This window comes from Thermus sp. 2.9, from assembly GCF_000794385.1.
Taxonomy (GTDB): domain Bacteria; phylum Deinococcota; class Deinococci; order Deinococcales; family Thermaceae; genus Thermus; species Thermus thalpophilus.
In genome coordinates this window covers 33,465-56,202 of sequence record NZ_JTJB01000029.1, presented here as the reverse complement: position 1 = coordinate 56,202, position 22,738 = coordinate 33,465, and the positions used below count along the sequence as shown (strand labels likewise).

The following is a 22,738-nucleotide window of genomic DNA, read 5'->3' as shown; positions in this document are numbered from 1 at the left end:
GAAGGCTTCCCCTTGCCCCGCGGGGTTGGGCGTGAAGGGATCGGCGTAGAGGGTAACCCGGTCTGGGCTTAGGGCGTAGTTTTCCACCCGGAGGTAGTAGCTTTCCCCCGCCACGCCTTTGAAGTTCAGGCGGTAGCCGGGGTCTAAGGTGATCTAGGGAGAAAGGGCCAAGGGGGCAAGGGCAGAGGAAGCAGCGAACCAATAGCGGGCCACGCTCACCGCCTGCACCACCCCCCGGGCGTCCAGGAGGACAAGGCGGAGCCTGGCGCTAAGCCCCAAGGTGGAGGAAACCGCCGCCACCTGGATGGCGCCATCCCCCTGGGGGGCGATGCGGTACACCTTCACCCCCGGCTGCAGCTGGCCCCCGCTTTCCCGGGCCGCAGGAAGCTCGGCGATGGCGTAGCTCCCCACCGGCAAGTCTTCGCCCGCTGGGGGCGTGCCCTCCAGGCCGCACCCCACCAAGGTCCCAAGCAAAAGCCACGCCAAACCCAAGCGCCACATAAAACCCCCTTTCCCCTCAGGGTACCCCTCGGGAAAGGGGGCAAGGCTTAGCACTTCCTTTAGCTACTCCAAGACCCCCAGGTAGGCGTAAAGGTCGGGCCCCCCCGGCAGGATCTCCACCGCCAGCTCGGGGAAACGGGCGGCCACCGCCTCCGCCTTCTCCTTGGGGGTGTTGGGGCCCAGGAAGAGGGTGAGGACCTCCTTCCCCTCCTTGGCCAAGCGCACCAGGCCCTCCAAGACCTCTTCCGGCGTCTCCCCCACCAGGACGAGCTTTCCGTCCAGGAGGCCTATGGGCTTATCCTTCAGGACCTTAAGCCCGTCCACCTCGGCGTCCCGGCTGGCCCAGGTGACCTCCAAGGTCGCGGCCCCCTTGGCCGCCTCCTCCATCTCGGGAAGGAGCTCCTCGGGCTCCGCCTCGGGCAGGTAGCGCACCGCCGCCGCCAGGCCCTGGCCCAGGGTGCGGGTCTTTAGGACGTACACCTCCTTGCCCGCCTCCTTGGCCAGCCTGGCCGCCTCCTCCGCCGCCAGGAAGACGTTGGGGCTGTTGGGCAAGAGGACCACCTTGGGGCTCGGGACGCTTTTGATGGCGGAAAGGAGGTCCTCCACGCTGGGGTTTTGCGTCTGCCCCCCCGCCACCACCCGGGCCCCCAGGCTGCGGAAGACCCGGGCCACCCCGTGGCCCAAGGCCACGGCCACCAGGCCCGTGGGAGGCGGGGGCACCTCCGCCGCCCCGGCCATGGCCAGGATCTCCGTGTGCTGCTCGGTCATGTCCTCCACCTTGGTCCGCACCATGCGGCCAAAGCGGGCCACGGCGGCCAAGAGGCCGTCGGGGTCGTCGGTGTGGATGTGCCCCTTCACGTACCCCTCCGCCCCCACCACCAGCAAGGAGTCCCCGAAGGGGGCCACCGCCTCCCGGATCCTCTCTATGGGCACCTCCACCCCTTCCATGAGGAACTCGGTGCAGTAGCCGAACTCCTCGGTGGCGAAGGCGGTCTGGGCGTAGCGCTCCACCTTGGGGGGCTCGGGAAGGGGAAGCTTGAGGGCGTAGCCCTGTATGCCCTCCAAAAAGCGCACATACCCCGCTCCCCCGGCGTCCACCACCCCCGCCTGCTTAAGTACAGGAAGGAGCTCTGGGGTGCGGGCCAGGGCCTCCCGGGCCGCCTGAAGGGCGGAGTCCAGAACGGCCTCGAGGGTCTCCCCCCTAGCCCCCTCCCCCGCCGCCTTGGCCACGGTGAGGATAGTGCCCTCCACCGGCTTCATCACCGCCTTGTAGCCCGTTTCCGCGCCCAGGCGCAAGGCCTCCACCAGGGTGGGGGGGTCCAGGACCTCCTTCTTGCGGATGGCCTCGGTAAAACCCTTCAGGATCTGGGAAAGGATTACCCCGCTATTCCCCCGGGCTCCCAAGAGGCTCCCGTAGGCGATGGCCCGGGCCACCTCCGCCATCTTGGTGGTGTCCGCCAGGTCCAGCTCCCGCCGGGCCGACTGCAGGGTGAGGTGCATGTTGGTGCCCGTGTCCCCGTCGGGCACGGGATAGACGTTTAAGGCGTTGAGCTCTTCCACGTACACCCGGAACCAGTCCGTGGCGTAGCGGAAGGCCTCGGCCAACTCCCCGGCCGTCCAGCTAGCCACGCCCCACCCCCACCACGTGCACCCGCACCTGGGAAAGCTCCACCCCCGCCAGGCGCTTGGCGGTGAAGGCCACCCGTTCCGCCAAGGACTCCACCACCGTGGGGATGCGGGCCCCCAAGGCCACCACCACGTAGAAGTCGGCGGCGTACTTCCCCGGGTTCGCCGGGTCCGGGCGCACCACCACCCCTTCGCTCGCCTCCTGCCGCCCCAGGATGCGCACCACCTGCTCCCTCAAGCCCGCCGGGGCCATGCCCACCACCCCCGGCACCTCGTGGGCCGCCAGGGCCAAAAGGGAGGCCAAGGCGGTTTCCGTGACCGTGACGCGCCCTTGCACGCTACCTCCTTAAGGCCTCCTCGGGAGGCGTGTAGGGTAGGCCAAAAGCCTCCGCCACCCCGGGGTGGGTGAGGAGGCCCCTGTGGGTGTTTAGCCCTTTGAGGAGGGCCCCGTCTTCCAAAAGCGCCGCCAAGCCCTTCTCCGCCAGCTTGAGCACGTAGGGCAAGGTCTGGTTGGTGAGGGCGAAGGTGGAGGTGCGGGGCACCGCTCCCGGCATGTTGGCCACCCCGTAGTGCACCACCCCATCCACCACGTAGGTGGGCTCGGCGTGGGTGGTGGGGCGGATGGTCTCCACGCACCCCCCCTGGTCCACGGCCACGTCCACGATGACCGAGCCTTCCTTCATCAAGGGAAGCATGTCCCGGGTGACCAGTTTGGGCGCCTTGGCCCCCGGCACCAAGACCGCCCCGATGAGGAGGTCGGCGTGCTGGATGCTCTTTTTGATGTTGGCCTCGGTGGCGGTGAGGGTCACCACCCGCCCCCCGAAGACGTCGTCCAGGTACTGCAGGCGCTTGTGGTTCACGTCCAGGATGGTCACCTGGGCCCCCATGCCCAAGGCGATCTTGGCGGCGTTGGTGCCCACGGTGCCGCCCCCCAGAATGACCACGCTGGCCGGGGCCACCCCCGGCACCCCGCCCAAAAGCACCCCCCGTCCCCCGTGGGGCTTCTCCAGGAACTGGGCCCCCACCTGGGGGGCCATGCGCCCCGCCACCTCGCTCATGGGGACCAGGAGGGGCAAGGAGCCGTCGGGAAGCTGCACCGTTTCGTAGGCGATGCCCGTGACCCCGCTTTGGAGCATGGCCTCGGTGAGGGTGCGGTCCGCCGCCAGGTGGAGGTAGGTGAAAAGGATGAGCCCTTCCCGCAAAAAGGGGTACTCCTCAGGAAGGGGCTCTTTCACCTTCACCACCATCTCCGCCTTCCAAGCCTCCTCGCGGCTCACCAGGTGGGCCCCGGCCCGCTCGTACTCGGCGTCGGATAGGCCCGAGCCCACCCCCGCCCCCCGCTCCACCAAGACCACATGCCCCCGCTTCACCAGGCTTTCCGCCCCGCCCGGGGTCAGGGCCACGCGGTTTTCCAGGGTCTTGATCTCCTTGGGTACGCCGATGGTCATCTCACGCCTCCTTTACGAACACCCGTTTGATCTTGAGCTTGAAGCCGTCGCCCTCCGCGATGGCCAGGAGCCGCCTGCGGGAGTCCACCAGGGTCACGTAGCCCAAGGCGGGGATGGGGAGGGGTACCCCTTCCAAGACCCGCCGGGCCTCGGTGTGGGAAAGCTCCACCACGGGAAAGGGCAAAACGTCCACCTCGGGGATGGCCTTGTCCGGCGAAAGCTCGGAAAGCCTCACCGCCCGCTCCAGGCCCACCTTGCCGATGCGGGTGCGCACGAGCCCCGAGAGGAAGGCCTTGGTCTTAAGCCTTTCCCCCAGGTCCCGGGCGAAGGCCCGCACGTAGGTGCCGGGCCCCACCACCAGGCGGATGACCGCGGTGGGGTGGGCCCCGAGGGGCTTGGGGAGCTCCACCTTGCGCCCACCCTTTTCCGCCAGGCGCCACCCCTTGGCCGAGGGGGCGATGGGGTGGGGAATGGGCTCGGGGTCAAAGGCCAGAAGCTCCACCTCCACATAGCGCACCGGCCTCGGACCAAGCTCCAGGGGCTTCCCTTCCCGGGCCGCCTCGTAGGCCCGCTTGCCCCCCACCTTGATGGCGGAGTAGAGGGGCGGCACTTGCTCCTTCAGGGCCAGGAAGGAGGGGAGGACGCTTTCCAAATCCTTCCGGTCAAAGCGCACCGGGGCCTCCTCGCTCACGGGACCTTCGGCGTCCAGGGTGGGCGTGGTGGCCCCGAAGGAAACCCAGGCGATGTACTCCTTGTCCTCCCCCGAAAGGAAGGGCACGAGCTTGGTGCTCTCCTCAGAAACCAAGAGCAAAAGCCCGGTGGCCAAGGGGTCCAGGGTACCGGTGTGCCCCACCCGGCGAGTGCCGAGGCGCTTTCTCGCCTCCTCCACCGCGTCGTGCGAGGTGAGGTGGAGGGGCTTGTCCACCGCGTAGAGGGCCATGCCTAGGGGATTGTATCACCGGGAAGGGAAGGTCTCTATACTGGAGGCCATGGGCGAAGTGGAGGCTAAGGCCGCCCTCGTGGTGGGGGGAGGCTCAGGGATCGGAAGGGCCGTGGCCCTCGCCCTGGCCCGGGAAGGGGCCCGGGTGGCCATCGCCGACCTCAACGGGGAGGGGGCGGCACGGGTGGCGGAGGAGGCCCGGGAAGTGGGCGCGGAGGCGGTGGGCCTCTTCATGGACGTGCGGCGGAAGGAAAGCGTGGCCCAAGGGGTCAAGGCCGCCCTCGAGGCCCTGGGGGGGCTGGACATCCTGGTGAACGCCGCCGGGATTGACCGCATCGCCCCCTTTTGGGAAACCGACGAGGACCTTTGGGATGCGCTCATCGCCGTGAACTACAAGGGCGTCCTCCACGCCTGCCGCCAGGCCCTTCCCCCCATGATGGCCCAAGGGCGGGGCGCCATCGTGAACATCGCCTCGGACGCCGGGCGGGTGGGAAGCTCGGGGGAGGCGGTCTACTCGGGCACCAAGGGAGCGGTCATCGCCTTCACCAAGGCCCTGGCCCGGGAGGTGGCCCGCCACGGCATCCGGGTCAACGCCGTGGCCCCCGGCCCCACGGACACCCCCCTGCTCCACGCCCTGCGGCAGGGCCACGAGGGCCTCTTTGAGGCCATGGTCCGGGCCACCCCCCTGCGCCGCCTGGCCCGCCCCGAGGAGGTGGCGGAGGTGGTGGTCTTCCTGGCCTCGGACCAGGCGGGCTTCGTCACCGGCCAGGTGGTGAGCGTGAGCGGCGGCCTCACCATGTGCTAGGAGGTGGGAAGGTGGAACCCAAAGAGCTGGAGCGGGCCTACCCGAACCTCTGCTTCGCCTGGCCCAGGCCGGGGGTGCTGGAGATCGCCTTCCAGGGGGAGAAGCTCAACGCCATGGACCCTCCCCTGCACCGGGCCCTCGCCCGGGTGTGGCGGGACCTCGAGGACCTTCCCGGGGTGCGCGCCGTTTTGGTGCGGGGAGAAGGCGGGGTCTTCTCCGCCGGGGGCTCCTTCGCCCTCATTGAGGAGATGCGCGCCTCCCACGAGGCCCTGATGCGGGTCCTGGAGGAGGCGCGGGACCTGGTCTTAGGCCCCATCAACTTCCCGAGGCCCGTGGTGGCGGCGGTGGAGAAGGTGGCGGTGGGGGCGGGGCTCGCCTTGGCCCTGGCGGCGGACGTCGCCGTGGTGGGCAAGGGGGCGAGGCTCCTGGACGGCCACCTCCGCCTGGGGGTGGCGGCCGGGGACCATGCGGTGCTCCTCTGGCCCCTTCTGGTGGGCCTGGCCAAGGCCAGGTACCACCTCTTCCTCAACGAGCCCCTAACCGGCGAGGAGGCGGAAAGGCTCGGCCTGGTGGCCCTGGCGGTGGAGGACGGGGCGGTTTACGAAAAGGCGCTGGAGGTGGCGGAGCGCTTGGCCAAGGGGCCCAAAGAAGCCCTAAGCCACACCAAGCGGGCCCTCAACCACTGGCTTCGCACCTTCCTCCCCCACTTTGAGCTCTCCTTGGCCTTGGAGTTCTTGGGGTTTGGCGGCAAGGAGCTGGAGGAAGGTCTTAAGGCCCTAAAGGAAAAGCGGGAACCCCACTTCCCATGATGCGGCTGCAGGCGTTTTTGGCCCGGGCCGGGGTGGCGAGCCGCCGCAAGGCGGAGGCCCTTATCCAAGAGGGCCTCGTCCGGGTGAACGGGGAAGTGGCCCACCTGGGGCAGAAGGTGGGCCTGAAGGACGTGGTGGAGGTGGCGGGCAAGCGGGTGATCCTGCCCGAGCGGGTGATCCTCGCCCTCCACAAGCCCAAGGGCTACACCACCACCCGCTCTGACCCCCACGCACAAAAGACCGTGTATGAACTCCTGCCGGAGATCCCCGGCCTCCACCCCGTGGGCCGCCTGGACCGGGACTCGGAGGGGCTTCTCCTCTTCACCAACGACGGCGAGCTCACCTTCCGCCTCACCCACCCCCGCCACGGGGTGCAAAAGGTCTACCGGGTCTGGACCGAGGGGGGCACCCTGCCGGAAGGGGTGTGCCGGAGGCTCCTAAAGGGGGTGATGCTGGAGGACGGCCCCGCCAAGGCCCTGGCCTGCCGCCCCGCCCCTGGAGGGGCTTTCCTCACCCTGGCGGAAGGGCGGAAGCGGGAGGTGCGCCGGATGCTCAAGGCGGTGGGCTACCCGGTGAAGCGGCTTCTTAGGGTGCAGGTGGGGCCCATCCGGCTCGGGAACCTCCCCCCGGGGAAGTGGCGCCGGCTTTCTTCCGAGGAGGAAAAGGCGCTTTTGCGCCAGGTGGGGCTAGAATGAGGGGCATGTTCGCGCCGGGGAACGGACCCGTGCAGATCAGCGCCGAGGCCATCCGCAAGCGGGTGGCGGAGCTAGGAGCCCAGATCGCCCAGGACTACCAGGGGAAGACCCCGCACCTCATTTGCGTGCTCAACGGGGCCTTCATCTTCATGGCCGACCTGGTGCGGGCCATCCCCCTTCCCCTCACCCTGGACTTCATCTCCATCAGCTCCTACGGCAACGCCTACCGCTCCAGCGGGGAGGTGGAGCTCATCAAGGACCTGAGGCTTCCCATCCACGGCCGGGACGTGATCGTGGTGGAGGACATCGTGGATACGGGCTTGACGCTTTCCTACCTCCTGGACTACCTCGAGGCCCGCAAGCCCGCCTCGGTCCGCGTGGCCGCCCTTCTCTCCAAGCCCTCCCGCCGCCAGGTGGAGGTGCCCATCCACTACCTGGGCTTTGAGATAGAGGACGCCTACGTCTACGGCTACGGCCTGGACCGGGCCCAGTTTGACCGGAACCTGCCCTTCATCACCTCCATCCGCCAGGAGGAAGAATGAGGTACCTGGACCTCCTCACCGCCCTCTTCGCCACGGTGCTTTTGGTCTCCAACGTGGCCTCCACCAAGCTGGTGGTCCTGGGGCCCTTCACCTTTGACGGGGGGACGCTCCTCTTCCCCTTGGCCTACATCTTCGGGGACGTCCTCACCGAGGTCTACGGCTACCGCAAAAGCCGGCGGGTGATCTGGACCGGGTTTTTCGCCCTCCTCCTCGCCACCCTCACCTTTCAAGCGGTGGCCGCCCTCCCCGCCCCAGAGGACGGGGAAAGCCGCCGCTACGGCGAGGCCTTCGGCCTCCTCCTGGGCCTCACCCCCAGGATCGTGTTGGGAAGCCTCCTCGCCTACTTCGCCGGGGAGTTCGCCAACGCCTACGTCCTGGCCAAGCTCAAGGTGCGCACGGAAGGGCGCCTCTTCTGGCTAAGGGCCTTGAGCTCCACCTTGGTGGGCCAAGGGCTGGACACGGGGCTTTTCCTCCTGGTGGCCTTCTACGGCGTGCTCCCAAACGAGGTGCTCCTCGCCGTCTTCCTCTCCAACTACGCCTTCAAGGTGGGGGTGGAGGCCCTGATGCTCCCCGCCACCTACCTGGTGGTGGGCTTCCTGAAGCGGGCCGAGGGGCTAGACGCCTACGATCGGGACACGGACTTCAACCCCTTCCGCCTGGCATGAACCCCCTCTTCCACCACTCCATGGGCGTGGGCACCTGGGCCTGGGGGGACCGGCTCTTCTGGGGCTACGGGCGGGGCTACGGGGAAGGGGAGCTGCGGGAAGCCTTCCGGGAAAGCCTCAGGGCCGGGGTGCGGCTTTTTGACACCGCCGAGTTCTACGGCTTCGGCCTATCGGAAAGGCTTTTGGGCCGCTTCTTGGCCGAAACGGGGGAAAGGCCCTTTTTGGTCACCAAGTTCTTCCCCTACCCCTGGCGCCTTTCCCGGAAAAGCCTCCTAAAGGCCTTAAGGGGAAGCCTCACCCGGCTTGGGGTGGAGGCGGTGGACCTTTATCTTCTCCACTGGCCTTGGCCCCCCGTGCCCCTGAGCACACGGGCCGAGGCCCTGGCGGAGGCTTACGAGCGGGGGCTCGCCCGGGGGGTGGGGGTGGCCAACTGCTCCTTGGCCCAACTGGAGGTGGTGAAGGTCGTCCTTGAGCGGCACCGGGTGCCCCTTCTCGCCAACCAGGTGGAGCTCAGCCTCCTCCGGCGGGACTGGGAGGCCCACCTCCCCGCCCTGCGGCAAGAGGGCATCGCCCTCATGGCCTACAGTCCCCTGGCCATGGGCTGGCTCACGGGCAAGCTGGACCCGGACCGGCCCCCCAGGGGCTACCGGGGAAGCAAGTACCGCCCCTTCCTGGGCCGGGTGCGGCGCCTTCTCCCTGTGCTAAAGGCCCTGGCGGAGGCCAAGGGCACAAACCCCGCCGCCATCGCCCTCCGCTACCTCATGCAAAAGGGCGCCCTTCCCATCCCCGGAGCCAAAAACGCCCACCAGGCCCAGCAAAACGCCGAGGTCCTAAGGATCGCCCTCACCCCGGAGGAGATGGCCCTCTTGGAAGGGGCATCGTAAGCTTAAGGGGATGCCGGGGATCGCCATCATCGGGGCGCAGTGGGGAGACGAGGGCAAGGGCAAGGTGGTGGACGCCTTGGCCCGGGAGGCGGACTACGTGGTCCGCTACCAAGGGGGGGCCAACGCCGGGCACACCGTGGTGGCGGAGGGCCGGGTCTTCAAGCTCAACCTCCTCCCCTCGGGGGTCATCCACCCCCACGCGGTGAACGTCCTGGGGGACGGGATGGTCATTGACCCCTTCCGCTTCCAGGAGGAGCTGGAAAGCCTGCGGAAGGAGGGGTTTGACCCCAAGGTCTTGGTCTCGGAAAGGGCCCACCTGGTCCTTCCCCACCACAAGCACGTGGAAAGCCGCCACAACTTCGTGGGCACCACGGGCCGGGGCATCGGCCCCGCCTACTCGGACCGGGCCAGGCGGGTGGGGATTAGGGTGGGGGACCTCCTGGACGAGGAGGTCTTGCGGGAAAGGGTGCGCCGCCTCCTCCACGAGAAGCCGAACTCCACCCGGGAAGCGGGCTGGGACACGGAGGAAAAAGCCCTGGCCGACCTGCACCGGATGCGGGAGATCCTAAAGCCCTACATCGCTGACACCGGGGCCCTTCTCCGGGAGGCCTGGCGCAAGGGAAAGCGCCTCCTCTTTGAGGGGGCCCAGGCCACCCTCCTGGACTTGAACTACGGCACCTACCCCTACGTGACCAGTTCCCACCCCACGGTGGGGGGGATCCTGGTGGGCACGGGGCTTTCCCACAAGGCCATCACCAAGGTCTACGGGGTGGCCAAGGCTTACGCCACCCGGGTGGGGGAAGGCCCCTTCCCCACGGAGATCCACGGGGAGCTGGCCCACCACCTGCGGGAAAAGGGGGGGGAGTACGGCACCACCACGGGAAGGCCCCGGCGGGTGGGCTGGCTGGACCTGGTGGCCCTGAAGTACGCCTGCGAGGTGAACGGCTTTGACGGCCTGGCCCTCACCAAGCTGGACGTGCTTTCCGGCCTGGAGAGGGTAAAGGTGGCGGTGGAGTACCTGGACGGGGCCCACCCCGGGGAGGCGGCCCCCGAGGCGGTGCGCTACCTGGAGCTTCCCGGCTGGGGGGAGCTTGCCGGGGTGAGGGGGCGGGAGGACCTGCCGGCGAGCCTCCTCCGCTACCTGGAGCTCATAGAGGAGCACACCGGGGTTCCCGTGGTCCTCTTCTCCACGAGCCCCCGCCGGGAGGACACCTTCGGGGCGGTGAGCTGGGTCTAGCCCTTGAGGAAGGCCACGTACCGCTCCAGGAGGAGGTAGGCCTCCCCGCTTTGCAAGACCTCCAGGGCCCGGCGCACGCCCTCCTGCAAGCTTCCCACAACCCCCGCGGCGTAAAACCCCGCCCCCGCCGCCAGGGCCACGGCCTCCGCCGCAGGGCCCTTCTCCTCCCCTTTGAGGATCCGCCGGGCCCGCTCGGCGTTTTCCTGGGGGGTGCCTCCCTTGAGGGCCTCGAGGGGGGCCCGCCTGAGCCCCACCGCCTCCGGGGTGAGGGTGTAGACCCCCTTCCCCACCTCCGCCACCCGGTTCTCCCCCAAGACGAGCTCGTCCGCCCCCTCCCCATGGACCACGAGCCCCCGCGCCCCAAGCCGCTCCAGGGCCTTTGCCATGGGGGAAAGCCAGCGCTCGCTATAGACCCCGAGGACGTAGGCGTCCGCCCCCGCCGGGTTGGTGAGGGGGCCTAGGAGGTTGAAGACGGTGCGGATGCCGAGCTCCGCCCGCACAGGGGCCACGTGACGCATGGCGGGGTGGAAGACCCGGGCGAAGAGGAAGCCAAAGCCCAAGGCCTCTATGGCCTCCCCCACCCGCTCGGGGGGAGCCTCCAGGTCCACCCCCAAGGCTTCCAGAAGGTCGGCGCTCCCCGCCTGGGAGCTCGCCGCCCGGTTCCCGTGCTTGGCCACCGCCACCCCCCCGCCGCCGCCACCAGGGCGGCCAGGGTGGAGAGGTTTAATAGCCCCCTTGTGGTCCCCCCCCTGTGCCCACGATGTCCAGAAGGGGCCTCCGGCCCACCTTGAGGGGCCTTGCCGCCTCCCGCATGGCCCGGGCCATGGCGGCGATCTCCTCGGGCTTTTCCCCCCTTAGGGCCATGGCGGTGAGGACCCCCGCCGCCCGCACCGGGGAGACTTCCCCCGCCATGAGGGCCCGCATCAGGGCGTGCGCCTCTTCCTCGCTCAAGACCTCGCCCAAAAGCACCTTCCGCACTACCTCCATGGGTCCTCCAAAAAGTTCTTGAGGATGCGTTTACCCGCCTCCGTCAAGTAGCTTTCCGGGTGGAACTGCACCCCGTGGGTGGGGTAGCTCCGGTGGCGGAAGCCCATCACCGTGCGCCCCCCCGCCTCCTCCACCCAGGCGTTGATCAAGAGCTCCTCGGGCACCGCCTCCACCACCAGGGAGTGGTAGCGGGTGGCGGGAAAAGGGCTTTCTAGGCCCCGGAAAACCCCGGTGCCGTCGTGGTGGATCTCGCTCACCTTCCCGTGCATGAGGACGGGGGCGGGCACCACCTTCCCCCCGAAGGCCATGCCGATGGCCTGGTGGCCCAAGCACACCCCCAAAATGGGGTAGCGGGGGGCGTAGCGGGCGATGAGGGGAAGGGAAAGCCCCGCCTCCAAGGGGGTGCAGGGCCCGGGGCTTATTAGGATGCGGTCTGGGTCCAAGGCCTCCACGTCCTCGAGAGCAAACTGGTCGTTCCGCCACACGATGGGGCTCGCCCCAAGCTCCCCCAGGTACTGCACCAGGTTGTAGGTGAAGCTATCGTAGTTGTCTATCACGAGCACCCTCACGCCGCCCTCCTCTCCTCCCGGGGCCCCCGCTTTGGCGCAAGCCAAGGTGGGGTGGTCATAGCCCCTCCTCCGCCAGCGCCACCGCCTTTAAGAGGGCCTTGGCCTTGTTCAGGCACTCCTCGTACTCCCGCTCCGGCACCGAGTCCGCCACGATCCCCGCCCCCGCCTGCACGTGCATCTGGCCCTTGGCGATGACGAAGGTGCGCAAGGTGAGGGCCACGTCCATGGCCCCATCGTAGGCCAGGTACCCAAAGCTCCCCCCGTAGGGCCCCCGGCGGTGGGGCTCCAGCTCCTCAATGATCTCCATGGCCCGGATCTTGGGGCCCCGGAAACCGTGCCCATGGGCAGGACGCTGGCCAAGGCGTCCAGGGGGGTCTTACCCTCGGCCAAAACTCCCTCCACCGTGGACACCAGGTGCATCACGTGGGAGTAGTACTCCACGTGGAGGGGTTCCACCACCCGCACGCTCCCGAAGGCCGCCACCCGGCCGATGTCGTTGCGGGAAAGGTCCAAGAGCATCACGTGCTCCGCCCGCTCCTTCTCGTCCCGTAGGAGCTCCTCGGCGAGCCTTCGGTCCTCCTCCTCGTCCTTGCCCCGGGGCCGGGTGCCGGCGATGGGCCGGGTCACCACCCGCTTCCCGTCGGAGCGCAGGAGGCTTTCCGGGCTTGCGGAAACCAAAACCACCTCCCCCAGGTCCAGATAGCCCATGTAGGGACTTGGGTTCACGCTCCTTAAGGCCCGGTAAAGGGCGAAGGGATGGACGGTGAGGGGGGAGGAAAGCCTGAGGGAGAGGACCACCTGGAAGATGTCCCCAGCCCGGATGTAGGCCAGGGCCCTTTCCACCGCCTCGAGGTAGGCCTCCCGGGAGAAGTCCGCCTGGAAGCGGGCCCTTCCCCCCGGCCGCTCCCCCGGCACCCCCGGCAAGGGGCCCTTGAGCCTCCCCTCCGCCCAGGCAAGCCGCGCCTCCGCCTCCTCGGGGTCGGTGCCCGGGGCCACCAGGTGGAGGAGGCTTTTCAGGTGGTCAAAGACCACCACCACCTCCGGCTCCACGAAGAGGAGGTCGGGCAGGCCCAAATCGTCGGGCTTGAGGGCGGGAAGGCGCTCGTAGTAGCGGATGAGGTCGTAAGCGGCGTACCCCACCACCCCGCCGAAGAAGGGGGGAAGGTCCGGGGGGCGCTCTAGGGGAGCGTGGACCGCCTCGTAGAGGGTGCGTAAGGGGTCTTGGGTGGCCAGGGGCTCGCCGTTTAGCGTGAAGACCCCGTCCTTTAGCCGGAAGGTCCGCCTGGCCCCCACCCCCACGATGGAAAAGCGGCTTTGCCGGCCCCGCTCCACCGACTCCAGGAGAAAGCTCACGGGGGCCTTCTCCGCCAGCTTGAGGTAGGCGGTCACCGGGGTTTCCAGGTCGGCGAGCAGGGTCTTGCGAAAGGGCCTTATGGTCTCCATCCCACCTCCTACAAAAAGCCCCCCGGGTATACCCCGGGGGAAAGACCGCCTCCGCCCCGGGGCCTAGCCGGGCCACCAGAGGGCGGAAGGAAGGTTCATGCCCCAAGGATAGCCCAAAGGCCCCGCGGGGTCTAGGGGGCTAGAAGCGCTCGGCCACCGTCTTCATTTGCAGGAAGTGGAGGAGGTAGTCCGGCCCCCCCGCCTTGGTGTCGGTGCCGGAAAGGTTGAAGCCGCCGAAGGGCTGCACCCCCACCAGGGCCCCGGTGATCTTGCGGTTGAAGTAAAGGTTCCCCACGTGGAACTCCCGCCGGGCCCTTTCCAGGTGCTCCCGCTTGCGGGAGTAGACCCCGCCCGTGAGGCCGTAGACGGTAGCGTTGGCCACCTCCAGGGCCTCACCAAAGTCCCTCACCCGAATCACGGAAAGCACCGGCCCGAAGATCTCCTCCTGGGCGATTTTGGCCTGGGGCGGCACCTCGGTGAAGACCGTGGGGGCGATGAAGTAGCCCTCCCCCTCCAGGCGCCGGCCCCCCAGGACAAGCCGCCCTTCCCCCTTGCCAATCTCTATGTAGGAAAGGACCTTTTCCTCCTGCGCCTTGGAGGCCACGGGGCCCAGGTCGGGGTTCTCCTCCGCGGGGCCCACCACCAGCCGGCCCGCCCGCTCTAGGAGGCGCTCCAGAAGGGGCTCGTACGCCTTCTCCGTGACGATGAGGCGGCTCGCCGCGGAGCACTTCTGCCCCTGGAAGCCGTAGGCGGAGACCAGAACGCCCTCCGTGGCCGCCTCCAAATCGGCGGTCTCGTCCACGATGATGGCGTCCTTGCCCCCAAGCTCCAGGAAGACCCGCTTGATCCACCGCTGCCCCGGGGCGAGCCTGGCCGCCCGCTCGTGGATCCAAAGCCCCACCTCCAGGCTCCCCGTGAAGTTGATGAAGCGGGTCTTGGGGTGCTCCACCAGGTAAGCCCCCACCTCCTTCCCCTCCCCGGGCAGGAGGTTCACCACCCCCGGGGGGAAGCCGGCCTCGTGGAAGATCTCAAAGACCTTGGCAGCGATGACCACCGTGTCCTCGGCGGGCTTGGCCACCACGGTGTTCCCCACCACCACGGGTCCGGCGATCATCCCGGTGAAGATGGCGATGGGGAAGTTCCAAGGGGCGATCACCACCCCGGCCCCCAAGGGGATGTAAAAGCTCTCGTTATCCTCCCCGGGGTAGGGCACCACCTCCACGGAGGGGTACTTGTACTTGAGGGCCTGGCGGGCGTAGTACTCCAGGAAGTCAATGGCCTCCGCCACCTCGGCGCTGGCCTCCACCCAGTTCTTGCCGATCTCGTAGACCAAGGTGGCCTCCAGTTCCCGCCGGCGCCTTTTCATGAGGGCGGCGGCCTTGAGGAGGAGGCGGCTCCGGTCCTCCTGGGGCCAGTCCTTCCAGGTGCGGAAGGCCCGCCAGGCGGCCTCGAGGGCGGCCTCCGCCTCCGCCCGCCCCGCCTTGGCCGTGCTCCCCACCACCTCGCTCGGGGCCGAGGGGTTTAGGGAGAGGATTTTCTCCCGAGTGTCCACCCAGGCCCCGTCTATATAGAGGCCCCAGTGGCGGCCGAACTCGGCCCGCACCCGCCTTAGGGCCTCCTTCATCTCCCGCCTAGCCTCCTCGGTCTGGAAGGTCTCTATGGGTTGGTTCCGGAAAGGCTCCACCGTCATGGCTTCCTCCTTTAGCCTCCTAGGAGGCTCCTTAACACCAAAAACAGGTTCTCCGGCCTTTCGGCGATGCGGCGGCTTAAGTAGGGGTACCAGTCCCTGCCGTAGGGCACGTAGGCCCGCACCGTGTACCCCTCCCGGGCGAGGGCCCGCTGGGCCTCCGGGCGCACCCCGTAGAGGAGCTGGAACTCAAAGCGGTCCTTGGGGATGCCGAAGGCCTCCGTGTAGCGCTTCACCTCGGCGATGAGCCTGGGGTCGTGGGTGGCGAAGGCCACGTAAAGCCCCTCCCTTAGGGCGAGCTTGCCCAGGTGCAGGTACTCGGCGTCAATGAGGCGCTTGTCCTGAAAGGCCACCTCCCGGGGCTCCCGGTAGGCCCCCTTGACGAGGCGCAGGTTGGGCCGGTAGGAAAGAAGGTCCAAGAGGTCCTTCTCCGTGCGGAAGAGGTAGCTCTGCAAAACCACGCCCACCTGGCTAAACCCCTCCTCCCGGAGGGTTTTGTAAAGGCGCAAGGTGGCCTCCACCCGGGGGGAGTCCTCCATGTCCAATCGGACGAAGACCCCCTCGGGCTCCGCCTCCCGCAGGATGCCCCTTAAAAGCTCCAGGGCGAGGCCTTCGGAAAGGTCCAGCCCGAGCTGGGTGGGCTTCACGGAGACGTACTTGGGCCAGGGCTTTGCGGCCAAGGCCCGCACCAGGGCCAGGATGCCCTCCTGGAAGGCTCGGGCCTCCGCCTCGCTCCGCACCCCTTCCCCCAAGAGGTCCAAGATGGCGTGGACCCCGTGGGCCTCGAGGGCCTCCGCCACCCCAAGGGCCTCCACCAGGGTCTCCCCCGCCACATAGCGGCGCACCAGGCCCCTCGCCCGCCCCTTGATGAGGGCCTCCACCCGGGGATTACCCGCCACGGAGAGCACCGCCTGCCGATAGACCAGGTCTAGGTTCATACCCCTCCTTTCCGAAGCTTCGCCACCACCAGGTCGCGGAAGCGGTACACGTGGGCCTCCACCGCCTTCTTGGCTCCCTCGGGGTCCTTGCGCCTGAGGGCCATCAGGATGGCCCGGTGTTCCCGCCGGGTGGCCTCGTCCTGGGAAAGGGTGGGCAGGGCGCTCCGGGCCAGGGCCAGGGTGGAAAGCAGGTCCTCGTAAAGCCGATAAAGGGTCCGGTTCCCGGAAAGGCGCACCAAGGCCCGGTGGAACTCCAGGTCCCGGCGCATCTGCTCGGGGTAGTCCTCCGGGGGAGCCTCGTCAATGGCCCGGAGGCGCTCCTCCAGGGCGTCCAGCTCCCAAGGCATGGCCCGTAGCGCCGCCTCCCGCGCCGCCTCCCCCTCCAGCAGGGCCCGCACCCCATAGACCTCCTCCACCTCCTCTGGGGTGAAGGCCTTGACCCTCGCCCCCTTGCCCGGCACCAGCTCCACCAACCCCTCCTCACTTAGGCGCATCAGGGCCTCCCGCACCGGGGTGCGGGAAACCCCGAGCTCTTGGGCCAAAAGGGGCTCGGAAAGCCTTTCCCCCGGGGCGAAACGCCCGGAGAGGAGGAGGTCTTTAAGGTGGCCGTAGACCGCCTCGCGCACCTGGTTGGGTCGGCGGAAGCCCAGGGTCTGCATCCTGTATACAGAGTAAGGACGATCCAGGGCCAAAATCAAGGGCGGGGAAACCCCCGCCCCTCAAAATCCATCCCCCTCAGCGTACCCGGGCCTCTATGGCAAAGCCGCTCACCTCCGTAATCTCTAAGGGGAGGAGCTGAAGGCTTTCTAGAAGCGCTGCCAGCTCGTCCACGGACCCTTGGAAGACCACCTCGGCCTCGAGGACGCCGTTGGCGAAGCTTTTACGCTCAGCCGAGACCACACCCTTCTGAGCTCCAAGCTCCCTTAGGAGCACGGAAGCATCGGTGAAGCCCTTAAGGCCAGTCACCGTCAAGCGAACCACGGGGCTGGCTCCCGAAGCGGAAAAGTTTTGCTTGCGCAATTCCTGCCCCACCTGTCTGCCCAGGTTGCGCAGGGCCGCAAAAGCCGCTTCCCGCTCGGAGGTACCGGTCCCTGTCTGGGACGGACTCCAACTGCCCACCACTTGGCCTGTACTGGCCATCACCAGCCGCACGTCCGCCGTAGCCTTGTAGGTGTAGAAGGTGGCCACGTTGGTCCGAGTGGCAAGGACGCGGGAGGTGAAGACCCGGCTTACCACCAAGGCGTCAGCCTTAAAGTTGGTGGCCAAGGTGATGGCCGCTAAGGCGTCCCCCTGCACCAGGCGGGTGAGAAGCTGCCGGTCCGCCACCCTTTGCACCTGGGCGGCGTCCAGCACCCGAAAGCCCCCCTGCAAGAGTTCTTCCCGTAAAGCCGCCTCGTAAAGACCCGCCTCCTCATCCCACCAATGCTCACCTTGGCTCACAAGGACGAGGGTTTTGGGCCCTTGGCCCAAGGCCATCCCCAAAATCAGGGTGGCCAGAAGGAGAAAAAGGCGCCTAAGGCTGCTGGTAAGGTTTTCCGTCCGGCGCATACTTGAAGTAGCTCCTGGGTGTACGCTTAATGATCTCCTCCACCGCCTTAGAGGTCATCACAGCCAAGGCTTTGCCCATGGGGGTCTTCTCGTACTGCTTCAACCCCCCCCCAAGGGCAGCGCCCGGACCCAAGATCCCCAGGAGACCCCCGTAATCCACATCCGTGGCCTCGCCCTCCACGCGGAAAGCGGAAACGATAGCGCCGCTTTGGGCGTCCACGATCCGCATGTCCACCGCAACGTACGAGCGTTTCTGTCCACCACCGAAGGCACCCAAGAGGCCCCCCAGAATACCACCACCACCCCCCCGGGTACCGCCCGCATCGGGCTCAAAAGCGGTTATGGAACCCACCACCAAAAGCTCAGCCCCCTGCAAGTTGAGGGGTTTGCCCCCGAGGTAGGCTTCTTGTTGAATTTGCGCAAGCACCGAGCGGTCGTAGAGAATGAAGTGGTTGGTGTTGATCAGGGCGGTCATCAAGAGCTCTGAGATGGAAGCCCCAACGCCCGGAGGGCACTGGGCTGCCGCGCAGATGAAGTTGGCCACCACCGCTTTGGCCCGTGGCCCCGTGTAGTTGGCATAGGGATTTTCGCCCTCCAAGCCTGAAGAAGTCTTGGTGGTGACGCTGGGAGCGCAAGCCGCTAAAACCGCCAATAAAACCACACCAAGAAGGCCAAGGCCTTTTCTCATAGGGTTCACCTCACTCCTAGGCACCTAGGATAATTTCTAGGCACCTACTTTAGAATTTTAGTGCTCTCGTAAGGAACGGTCAAGTACAGATGAACAACCATCAAGACATGCCAGGGCTAAGCTTGCCTATTTACCCCACCGAGCCCTTAGCCACGCCTTGAGCCCACCCCCCATCCGCTTCCACCACGGCCCAAACCGGGCCTCGTAGCTCCGGGCCGCCTCCTCGGGGGAGAGGTCCACCCCGAGCTCCCGGGCCAGGAAGTAGCGGTGGTCCATGACCCAGAGGTAAAGGTCGGCTTCGGTGCGCCCGGGGAACTCAGCCAGGAGCCCGAGCTTCCGAATAGCTTCCACCGTGGGCCTGTAGAGGTTCTGGTACCAGTCCACCACCGCCTCCTCCCAGGGGATCTCCCGGCCCTCCTCGAGGCCCCGGAAGTACCTCCGGGTGGCGATGTGGTCCAGGAGGATGTCATAGCGGCCCAGGGTGGAGAAGCGGATCTCCTCGGCCTCGGGCACGAGCTCTTTCAGGCGGGTCTTTTCCAGGAAGTTGGCGTACTCCGCCTTCAGGATCAGGTCCTTCAGGGTGTCCTTGGCCTCCACGGGCACGGGGACGTCCAGGGCGATGACGTAGGCGTCCAGGTACTTCTGCCCCGTGGCCTTGGCCAAGGCCACCCGGTGGTTGCCGTCCTTGACGAAATAGGCCTCCCCCACCTGGTAAACCTCTATGGGCGGAAACTCCTGCCCTTCCAGCTGGAGGGCCCTGAGCCGCTTCCACCGCTCCAGGGCATGGGGCGTCTTGGGCAAAAAGCGGCGGTCAAAGTCCTCGTAGCGGTCCACCGAGCCCACCACCTTGTCCACCTCAATGGCCCTTAGGCCCAGGTGGCGCTCCCCCTTGGGCCTTAAGGCCAGGGCCTGGTGAAAGGGCAAAAGCTCCGAGGGCTCCCCCCGGAAGCGGTCCAGGAGCTCCAAAAGCCTCGCCCGCCGCTCCAGGCGCTCGGCCTCGGTTTCCGCCTGCAGGTGGCTCCGCATGGAACCGCTACCACCCCCCTTTCTCAGGGTAGCCCCTTCCGGTCATAAAAGCGTGAGGAAGGACCCAAGGCCTGGACAAAGGGGAAACCTAGGGGGTTAGATAGGAGCATGAGCCTTTCCCTGCGCGAGCGGGTGCGAAACGAGCTGGAGCGGCTTAAGCGCGAGGGGCTTTACATCACCCCCAAGGTCCTCGAGGCGCCCCAAGAACCCGTGACCCGGGTGGAGGGAAAGGAGGTGGTGAACCTCGCCTCCAACAACTACCTGGGCTTCGCCAACCACCCCTACCTCAAGGAAAAGGCCAAAGCGTACCTGGAAATGTGGGGGGCGGGAAGCGGGGCGGTGCGCACCATCGCCGGCACCTTCACCTACCACCTGGAGTTGGAGGAGGCCTTAGCCCGGTTCAAGGGCACGGAAAGCGCCTTGGTGCTCCAGTCGGGCTTCACCGCCAACCAGGGGGTTTTGGGGGCGCTCCTACAGGAAGGCGACCTGGTCTTCTCCGACGAGCTCAACCACGCCTCCATCATTGACGGGCTCCGCCTCACCAAGGCCACCCGCCTGGTCTACCGCCACGCCGACGTGGAGCATCTGGAAGAGCTCCTGAAGACCCACGACACCGAGGGCCTGAAGCTCATCGTCACCGACGGGGTCTTCTCCATGGACGGGGACATCGCCCCCCTGGACCGGATCGTGCCCCTGGCCAAGCGGTACGGGGCGGTGGTCTACGTGGACGATGCCCACGGCTCCGGCGTCCTGGGGGAGAAGGGCAAGGGCACGGTGCACCACTTCGGCTTCCACCAAGACCCCGACGTCATCCAGGTGGCCACCCTCTCCAAGGCCTGGGCCGTGGTGGGGGGCTACGCCGCGGGGGCCTTGGAGCTTAAAGACCTCCTCATCAACAAGGCCCGGCCTTTCCTCTTCTCCACGAGCCACCCCCCGGCGGTGGTGGGGGCCCTTTTGGGGGCCTTGGAGCTCATTGAGAAGGAGCCCGAGCGGGTGGAAAGGCTTTGGGAAAACACTCGCTACTTCAAGGCGGAACTGGCCCGCCTGGGCTACGATACCTTGGGGAGCCAGACCCCCATCACCCCCGTCCTCTTCGGGGAGGCCCCCGTGGCCTTTGAGGCAAGCCGCCTGCTTTTGGAAGAAGGGGTCTTCGCCGTGGGCATCGGCTTTCCCACGGTGCCCCGGGGAAAGGCCAGGATCCGGAACATCGTCACCGCCGCCCACACCAAGGAGATGCTGGACAAGGCCCTCGAGGCCTACGCCAAGGTGGGGCGGAAGCTCGGTATAATCCGCTAAATGCTCTTTCCCCCGCCCCTACCCCAAGGAGCCACGGAAAAGAGCCTGGGCCGGGTGGAAACCCCTCCCGAGGTGGTGGACTTCATGGTGGGCCTCGCCGAGGCCCCCCGGGGAGGAAAGGTCCTGGAGCCCGCCTGCGCCGAGGGGCCTTTCCTTCGGGCCTTCCGGGAGGCCCACGGCGGGGGCTTTCGCTTCTACGGGGTGGAGATAGACCCCAAGGCCTTGGATCTTCCCCCGTGGGCGGAGGGCATCCTGGCGGACTTTCTCCTTTGGGAGGGGGAGGGGGATTTTGACCTCATCCTGGGAAATCCGCCCTATGGGATCGTAGGGGACGCCTCTAAGTATCCCATCCATATCCTCAAAGAGGTAAAAGCTCTTTATAAAAAGCTTTTCTCCACCTGGAAAGGCAAGTACAACCTCTACGGGGCCTTTACCGAGAAGGCCGTCTACCTCCTTAAACCAGGGGGGCTCCTCCTTTTCGTAATCCCAACAACTTGGCTCGTTCTCGACGACTTCGCTTTGCTCCGGTCCTTCCTTGCCCGAACAGGAGAGACCGAGGTTTTCTACCTGGGCTCTGTCTTTCCCAAACGGAACGTAAGCGCCGTAGTCCTCCGCTTCCGAAGGGGAGGGCGGGGCCTAAAGCTCTGGGACGCAAGTTCTAGAAGCCCCTTCCTCTGGGACACCTACCCGGAGTGGAAAGGGGAAATGATCCGCTTCGAAACCCCCAAAACCAGGGAGATGGAGGCCAAGGGAACACCAGTAGGGCACATCTTCCATATCCGCTTTGCGGCTCGTAGCCCCGAGTTCCGAAAGCATGAAGCCGTGCGAAAAGAACCGGGCCCCGGATTAGTGCCCGTCCTTACCGGGCGTAACCTCAAATCGGGATTTATCGACTACGAGACCAACTACTCGGGCCTCTGGATGCCTCGGGAGCGGGCCAAGGAGCTTCGGGACTTCTACGCCACGCCCCACCTCGTGGTAGGCCACACCAAGGGGGTTCGAGTGGTGGCCGCATGGGATGAAAAGGCTTATCCTTGGCGGGAGGAGTTCCACCTGATCCCCAAGGCCAAGGCCCCGGAGGATATCGTCGCTTACCTCAACTCCGCAACCGTCCAGGAGTACGTAGCTACCCTTTATCGGGATTTTGTTCCCCATCTCACCTTAAGGATGCTGGAGCGGGTACCTATCCTTACCAGGGAGGTATAGGATGCGTAATGCTTTGAAAGCTTTTGAGGCATTTCTCGGAACGCTGGACCTAAGGGGATACGAAGAGAAGTACCGTTCCATAAAAACGGTGGAGCAGGACCTTCCCAGCGATCTTAACCCGTTGCCAGACCTTTACCGAGACTATTGGAAACCAACTCACCCAAACCCCTCCTTTCCAAGCTATGAAGACTTCTTTGCCACATGGTGGAATCAACGGCTTGAGGCTCTAGACAGATTCATACAGAAATACTTTTGGGGATGCTCCTATCAGTTTGTCCGCTTAGGACTCGAGGCCAGGCTCTACCGAACCGCAATCTCCATATGGACTCAATTCCACTTTGGTTATCGTTGGTTGACTTCCTGTAGTCTATCCATAGACGCCTCTCCCGAGCTAGACCTGAAGGGAGTAGACATTCTCGTCAGATTACCTCCAGGCACCTCCATAGGCCTTCAAGTCAAAAAGGAAACCTACCGCTCAGAAGCTCGCGGAGAAAACCGCTTCTTGAAGCAGAAACGAGCCCATGCGCTCCTCGAAGTTCCCTACACGCTTGAAACGGAGGCAGAGCTTCTGAAAAGAGCAGAAAGGGCCCGATCCCGGGGAGAACTCTATCGCCTTTGGGCTAAGGTAGCTAGCCATTTGGAACACCTTCCTAATGGATTCGTGATTTTCAAGGAAAGCTATGTCCTGTGCATTGAAGACTTCCTTCAAAAAAACCACCATGCGCTATCAGGCCACATCCCCTGGGAACAGGTGGCCCGAGAAGCTCTCGCCTAAAGCGGCCCCTTTTGGCCTCACCCTACCGTCCCGTGACGTAAACCCGCACCACGAGGCCCACGGCGAAAAGAAGCCCCAGGGCCACGAAGACCTCGGGCCGCTTAGGAGGGTCCTTGAGGCCCCGGTAAAACCACCCCCCGGGCTCGAGGCCCCCCAGGTAGTGGAGCCCCGCCGCCAAAAGGAGCCCGTAAAGGAGGTGAAGCCCCTCCTTGGGCCTAAACCCCGCCAGGAAGAGGGCGAACCCCAGGGCCACCTGGAGGATGGCCACCCAGGCCACCCCCCGGAGGGTGGCGTAAAAGCGGGAGGGTAGGGGGCGGAAAAACCCCCAAAGCCCCACCAGGGCCAAGGCGGGCACGGCCACCAGCAAAAACAGACCCAAAAGGGCGTGGAGCAGGACCCAGACCGGCATGGCCGCATCATACC

The 22,738-nt window shown here is 66.5% G+C and carries 23 protein-coding genes and 2 pseudogenes; 10 read left to right on the top strand and 15 right to left on the bottom strand.

Features of this window, described 5'->3' with window-relative positions; all coding sequences use genetic code 11:
- Positions 1-153: 153 nt before the first annotated feature.
- The 5 genes from QT17_RS14385 to truB all read right to left on the bottom strand — a co-directional run bounded on the left by QT17_RS14385 (position 154) and on the right by truB (position 4,515).
- Complete coding sequence (locus tag QT17_RS14385; protein ID WP_235283820.1) at positions 154-501, bottom strand: hypothetical protein; 348 nt, start codon at positions 499-501, stop codon at positions 154-156.
- 63 nt (positions 502-564) lie between these two features.
- Entirely contained in the window at positions 565-2,130 is a 1,566-nt protein-coding gene (locus QT17_RS06540) for a DAK2 domain-containing protein (RefSeq protein ID WP_039458056.1), read from the bottom strand.
- Complete coding sequence (locus QT17_RS06535; protein ID WP_039458052.1) at positions 2,123-2,464, bottom strand: Asp23/Gls24 family envelope stress response protein; 342 nt, start codon at positions 2,462-2,464, stop codon at positions 2,123-2,125. Before QT17_RS06535 ends, QT17_RS06540 begins: the two co-directional genes overlap by 8 nt.
- Before the next feature lies 1 nt (position 2,465).
- A complete protein-coding gene (ald, locus tag QT17_RS06530; protein ID WP_039458051.1) occupies positions 2,466-3,575 on the bottom strand; it encodes an alanine dehydrogenase in 1,110 nt (369 codons plus the stop codon).
- A 1-nt stretch (position 3,576) separates the two neighbouring features.
- Positions 3,577-4,515 (bottom strand): tRNA pseudouridine(55) synthase TruB, encoded by a 939-nt coding sequence (gene truB / locus QT17_RS06525; protein ID WP_039458048.1) that lies wholly within the window; start codon positions 4,513-4,515, stop codon positions 3,577-3,579.
- A gap of 49 nt (positions 4,516-4,564) precedes the next feature.
- Between truB and QT17_RS06520 the strand changes: the two genes are divergently transcribed.
- The 7 genes from QT17_RS06520 to QT17_RS06490 are packed head-to-tail and all read left to right on the top strand — an operon-like array spanning position 4,565 to position 10,152.
- Positions 4,565-5,320 carry an SDR family NAD(P)-dependent oxidoreductase gene (locus QT17_RS06520; RefSeq protein ID WP_039458044.1) on the top strand — a complete coding sequence of 252 codons (756 nt, stop codon included), beginning with the start codon at positions 4,565-4,567 and terminating at the stop codon, positions 5,318-5,320.
- Between the two features lie 11 nt (positions 5,321-5,331).
- The gene (locus tag QT17_RS06515) at positions 5,332-6,129 is read left to right on the top strand and encodes an enoyl-CoA hydratase/isomerase family protein (RefSeq protein ID WP_052155180.1); all 798 of its coding nucleotides are present in this window, start codon (positions 5,332-5,334) and stop codon (positions 6,127-6,129) included.
- The gene (locus QT17_RS06510) at positions 6,129-6,824 is read left to right on the top strand and encodes a pseudouridine synthase (protein ID WP_039458041.1); all 696 of its coding nucleotides are present in this window, start codon (positions 6,129-6,131) and stop codon (positions 6,822-6,824) included. The genes QT17_RS06515 and QT17_RS06510 overlap by 1 nt, the downstream gene beginning before the upstream one ends.
- Positions 6,821-7,366, top strand: coding sequence for a hypoxanthine phosphoribosyltransferase (gene hpt / locus QT17_RS06505; RefSeq protein WP_152607344.1), 546 nt, complete (start codon positions 6,821-6,823; stop codon positions 7,364-7,366). Before QT17_RS06510 ends, hpt begins: the two co-directional genes overlap by 4 nt.
- Positions 7,363-8,031, top strand: a complete 669-nt coding sequence (locus tag QT17_RS06500) for a queuosine precursor transporter (RefSeq protein ID WP_039458035.1) — start codon at positions 7,363-7,365, stop codon at positions 8,029-8,031. Before hpt ends, QT17_RS06500 begins: the two co-directional genes overlap by 4 nt.
- On the top strand, positions 8,028-8,915 hold the full coding sequence (locus tag QT17_RS06495; RefSeq protein ID WP_039458033.1) for an aldo/keto reductase: 888 nt from the start codon (positions 8,028-8,030) through the stop codon (positions 8,913-8,915). The genes QT17_RS06500 and QT17_RS06495 overlap by 4 nt, the downstream gene beginning before the upstream one ends.
- 10 nt (positions 8,916-8,925) lie before the next feature.
- Positions 8,926-10,152 (top strand): adenylosuccinate synthase, encoded by a 1,227-nt coding sequence (locus QT17_RS06490; RefSeq protein ID WP_039458030.1) that lies wholly within the window; start codon positions 8,926-8,928, stop codon positions 10,150-10,152.
- Here QT17_RS06490 and trpD read toward each other — a convergent pair.
- The 9 genes and pseudogenes from trpD to QT17_RS06445 form a co-directional block, all read right to left on the bottom strand.
- Positions 10,149-11,139: pseudogene (gene trpD / locus QT17_RS06485) on the bottom strand (anthranilate phosphoribosyltransferase). The gene QT17_RS06490 and the pseudogene trpD overlap by 4 nt on opposite strands.
- Positions 11,130-11,708 (bottom strand): aminodeoxychorismate/anthranilate synthase component II, encoded by a 579-nt coding sequence (locus QT17_RS06480; RefSeq protein ID WP_039458028.1) that lies wholly within the window; start codon positions 11,706-11,708, stop codon positions 11,130-11,132. The pseudogene trpD and the gene QT17_RS06480 overlap by 10 nt, the downstream one beginning before the upstream one ends.
- A 55-nt stretch (positions 11,709-11,763) precedes the next feature.
- Positions 11,764-13,151, bottom strand: a pseudogene (trpE, locus tag QT17_RS06475) (anthranilate synthase component I).
- Positions 13,152-13,290: 139 nt separating this feature from the next.
- The gene (pruA, locus tag QT17_RS06470) at positions 13,291-14,841 is read right to left on the bottom strand and encodes an L-glutamate gamma-semialdehyde dehydrogenase (RefSeq protein ID WP_039458025.1); all 1,551 of its coding nucleotides are present in this window, start codon (positions 14,839-14,841) and stop codon (positions 13,291-13,293) included.
- Positions 14,842-14,852: 11 nt separating this feature from the next.
- Positions 14,853-15,776: a proline dehydrogenase gene (locus QT17_RS06465; protein ID WP_039458024.1), complete on the bottom strand. Its 924-nt coding sequence runs from the start codon at positions 15,774-15,776 to the stop codon at positions 14,853-14,855.
- Complete coding sequence (locus QT17_RS06460; RefSeq protein ID WP_039458017.1) at positions 15,773-16,435, bottom strand: GntR family transcriptional regulator; 663 nt, start codon at positions 16,433-16,435, stop codon at positions 15,773-15,775. The genes QT17_RS06465 and QT17_RS06460 overlap by 4 nt, the downstream gene beginning before the upstream one ends.
- Positions 16,436-16,511: 76 nt before the next feature.
- On the bottom strand, positions 16,512-17,324 hold the full coding sequence (locus QT17_RS06455; protein WP_038058359.1) for a hypothetical protein: 813 nt from the start codon (positions 17,322-17,324) through the stop codon (positions 16,512-16,514).
- On the bottom strand, positions 17,290-18,012 hold the full coding sequence (locus tag QT17_RS06450) for a CsgG/HfaB family protein (protein ID WP_019550725.1): 723 nt from the start codon (positions 18,010-18,012) through the stop codon (positions 17,290-17,292). Before QT17_RS06450 ends, QT17_RS06455 begins: the two co-directional genes overlap by 35 nt.
- Before the next feature lie 126 nt (positions 18,013-18,138).
- Positions 18,139-19,038, bottom strand: coding sequence for a DUF4032 domain-containing protein (locus QT17_RS06445; protein ID WP_039458009.1), 900 nt, complete (start codon positions 19,036-19,038; stop codon positions 18,139-18,141).
- 108 nt (positions 19,039-19,146) lie between these two features.
- On the opposite strand from QT17_RS06445, the gene QT17_RS06440 reads away from it, so the two are divergent.
- From QT17_RS06440 to QT17_RS13305, 3 genes are read left to right on the top strand one after another with little or no spacing between them, the layout of a single operon-like run.
- Complete coding sequence (locus tag QT17_RS06440) at positions 19,147-20,334, top strand: glycine C-acetyltransferase (protein ID WP_039458007.1); 1,188 nt, start codon at positions 19,147-19,149, stop codon at positions 20,332-20,334.
- Complete coding sequence (locus QT17_RS06435) at positions 20,335-21,540, top strand: TaqI-like C-terminal specificity domain-containing protein (RefSeq protein WP_039458004.1); 1,206 nt, start codon at positions 20,335-20,337, stop codon at positions 21,538-21,540.
- Positions 21,541-21,553: 13 nt separating this feature from the next.
- Positions 21,554-22,315, top strand: coding sequence for a TaqI family restriction endonuclease (locus QT17_RS13305; RefSeq protein ID WP_235283817.1), 762 nt, complete (start codon positions 21,554-21,556; stop codon positions 22,313-22,315).
- A gap of 22 nt (positions 22,316-22,337) precedes the next feature.
- On the opposite strand, the gene QT17_RS06425 is transcribed toward QT17_RS13305, so the two are convergent.
- Entirely contained in the window at positions 22,338-22,724 is a 387-nt protein-coding gene (locus tag QT17_RS06425; protein ID WP_039458000.1) for a hypothetical protein, read from the bottom strand.
- Between the last annotated feature and the right edge of the window lie 14 nt (positions 22,725-22,738).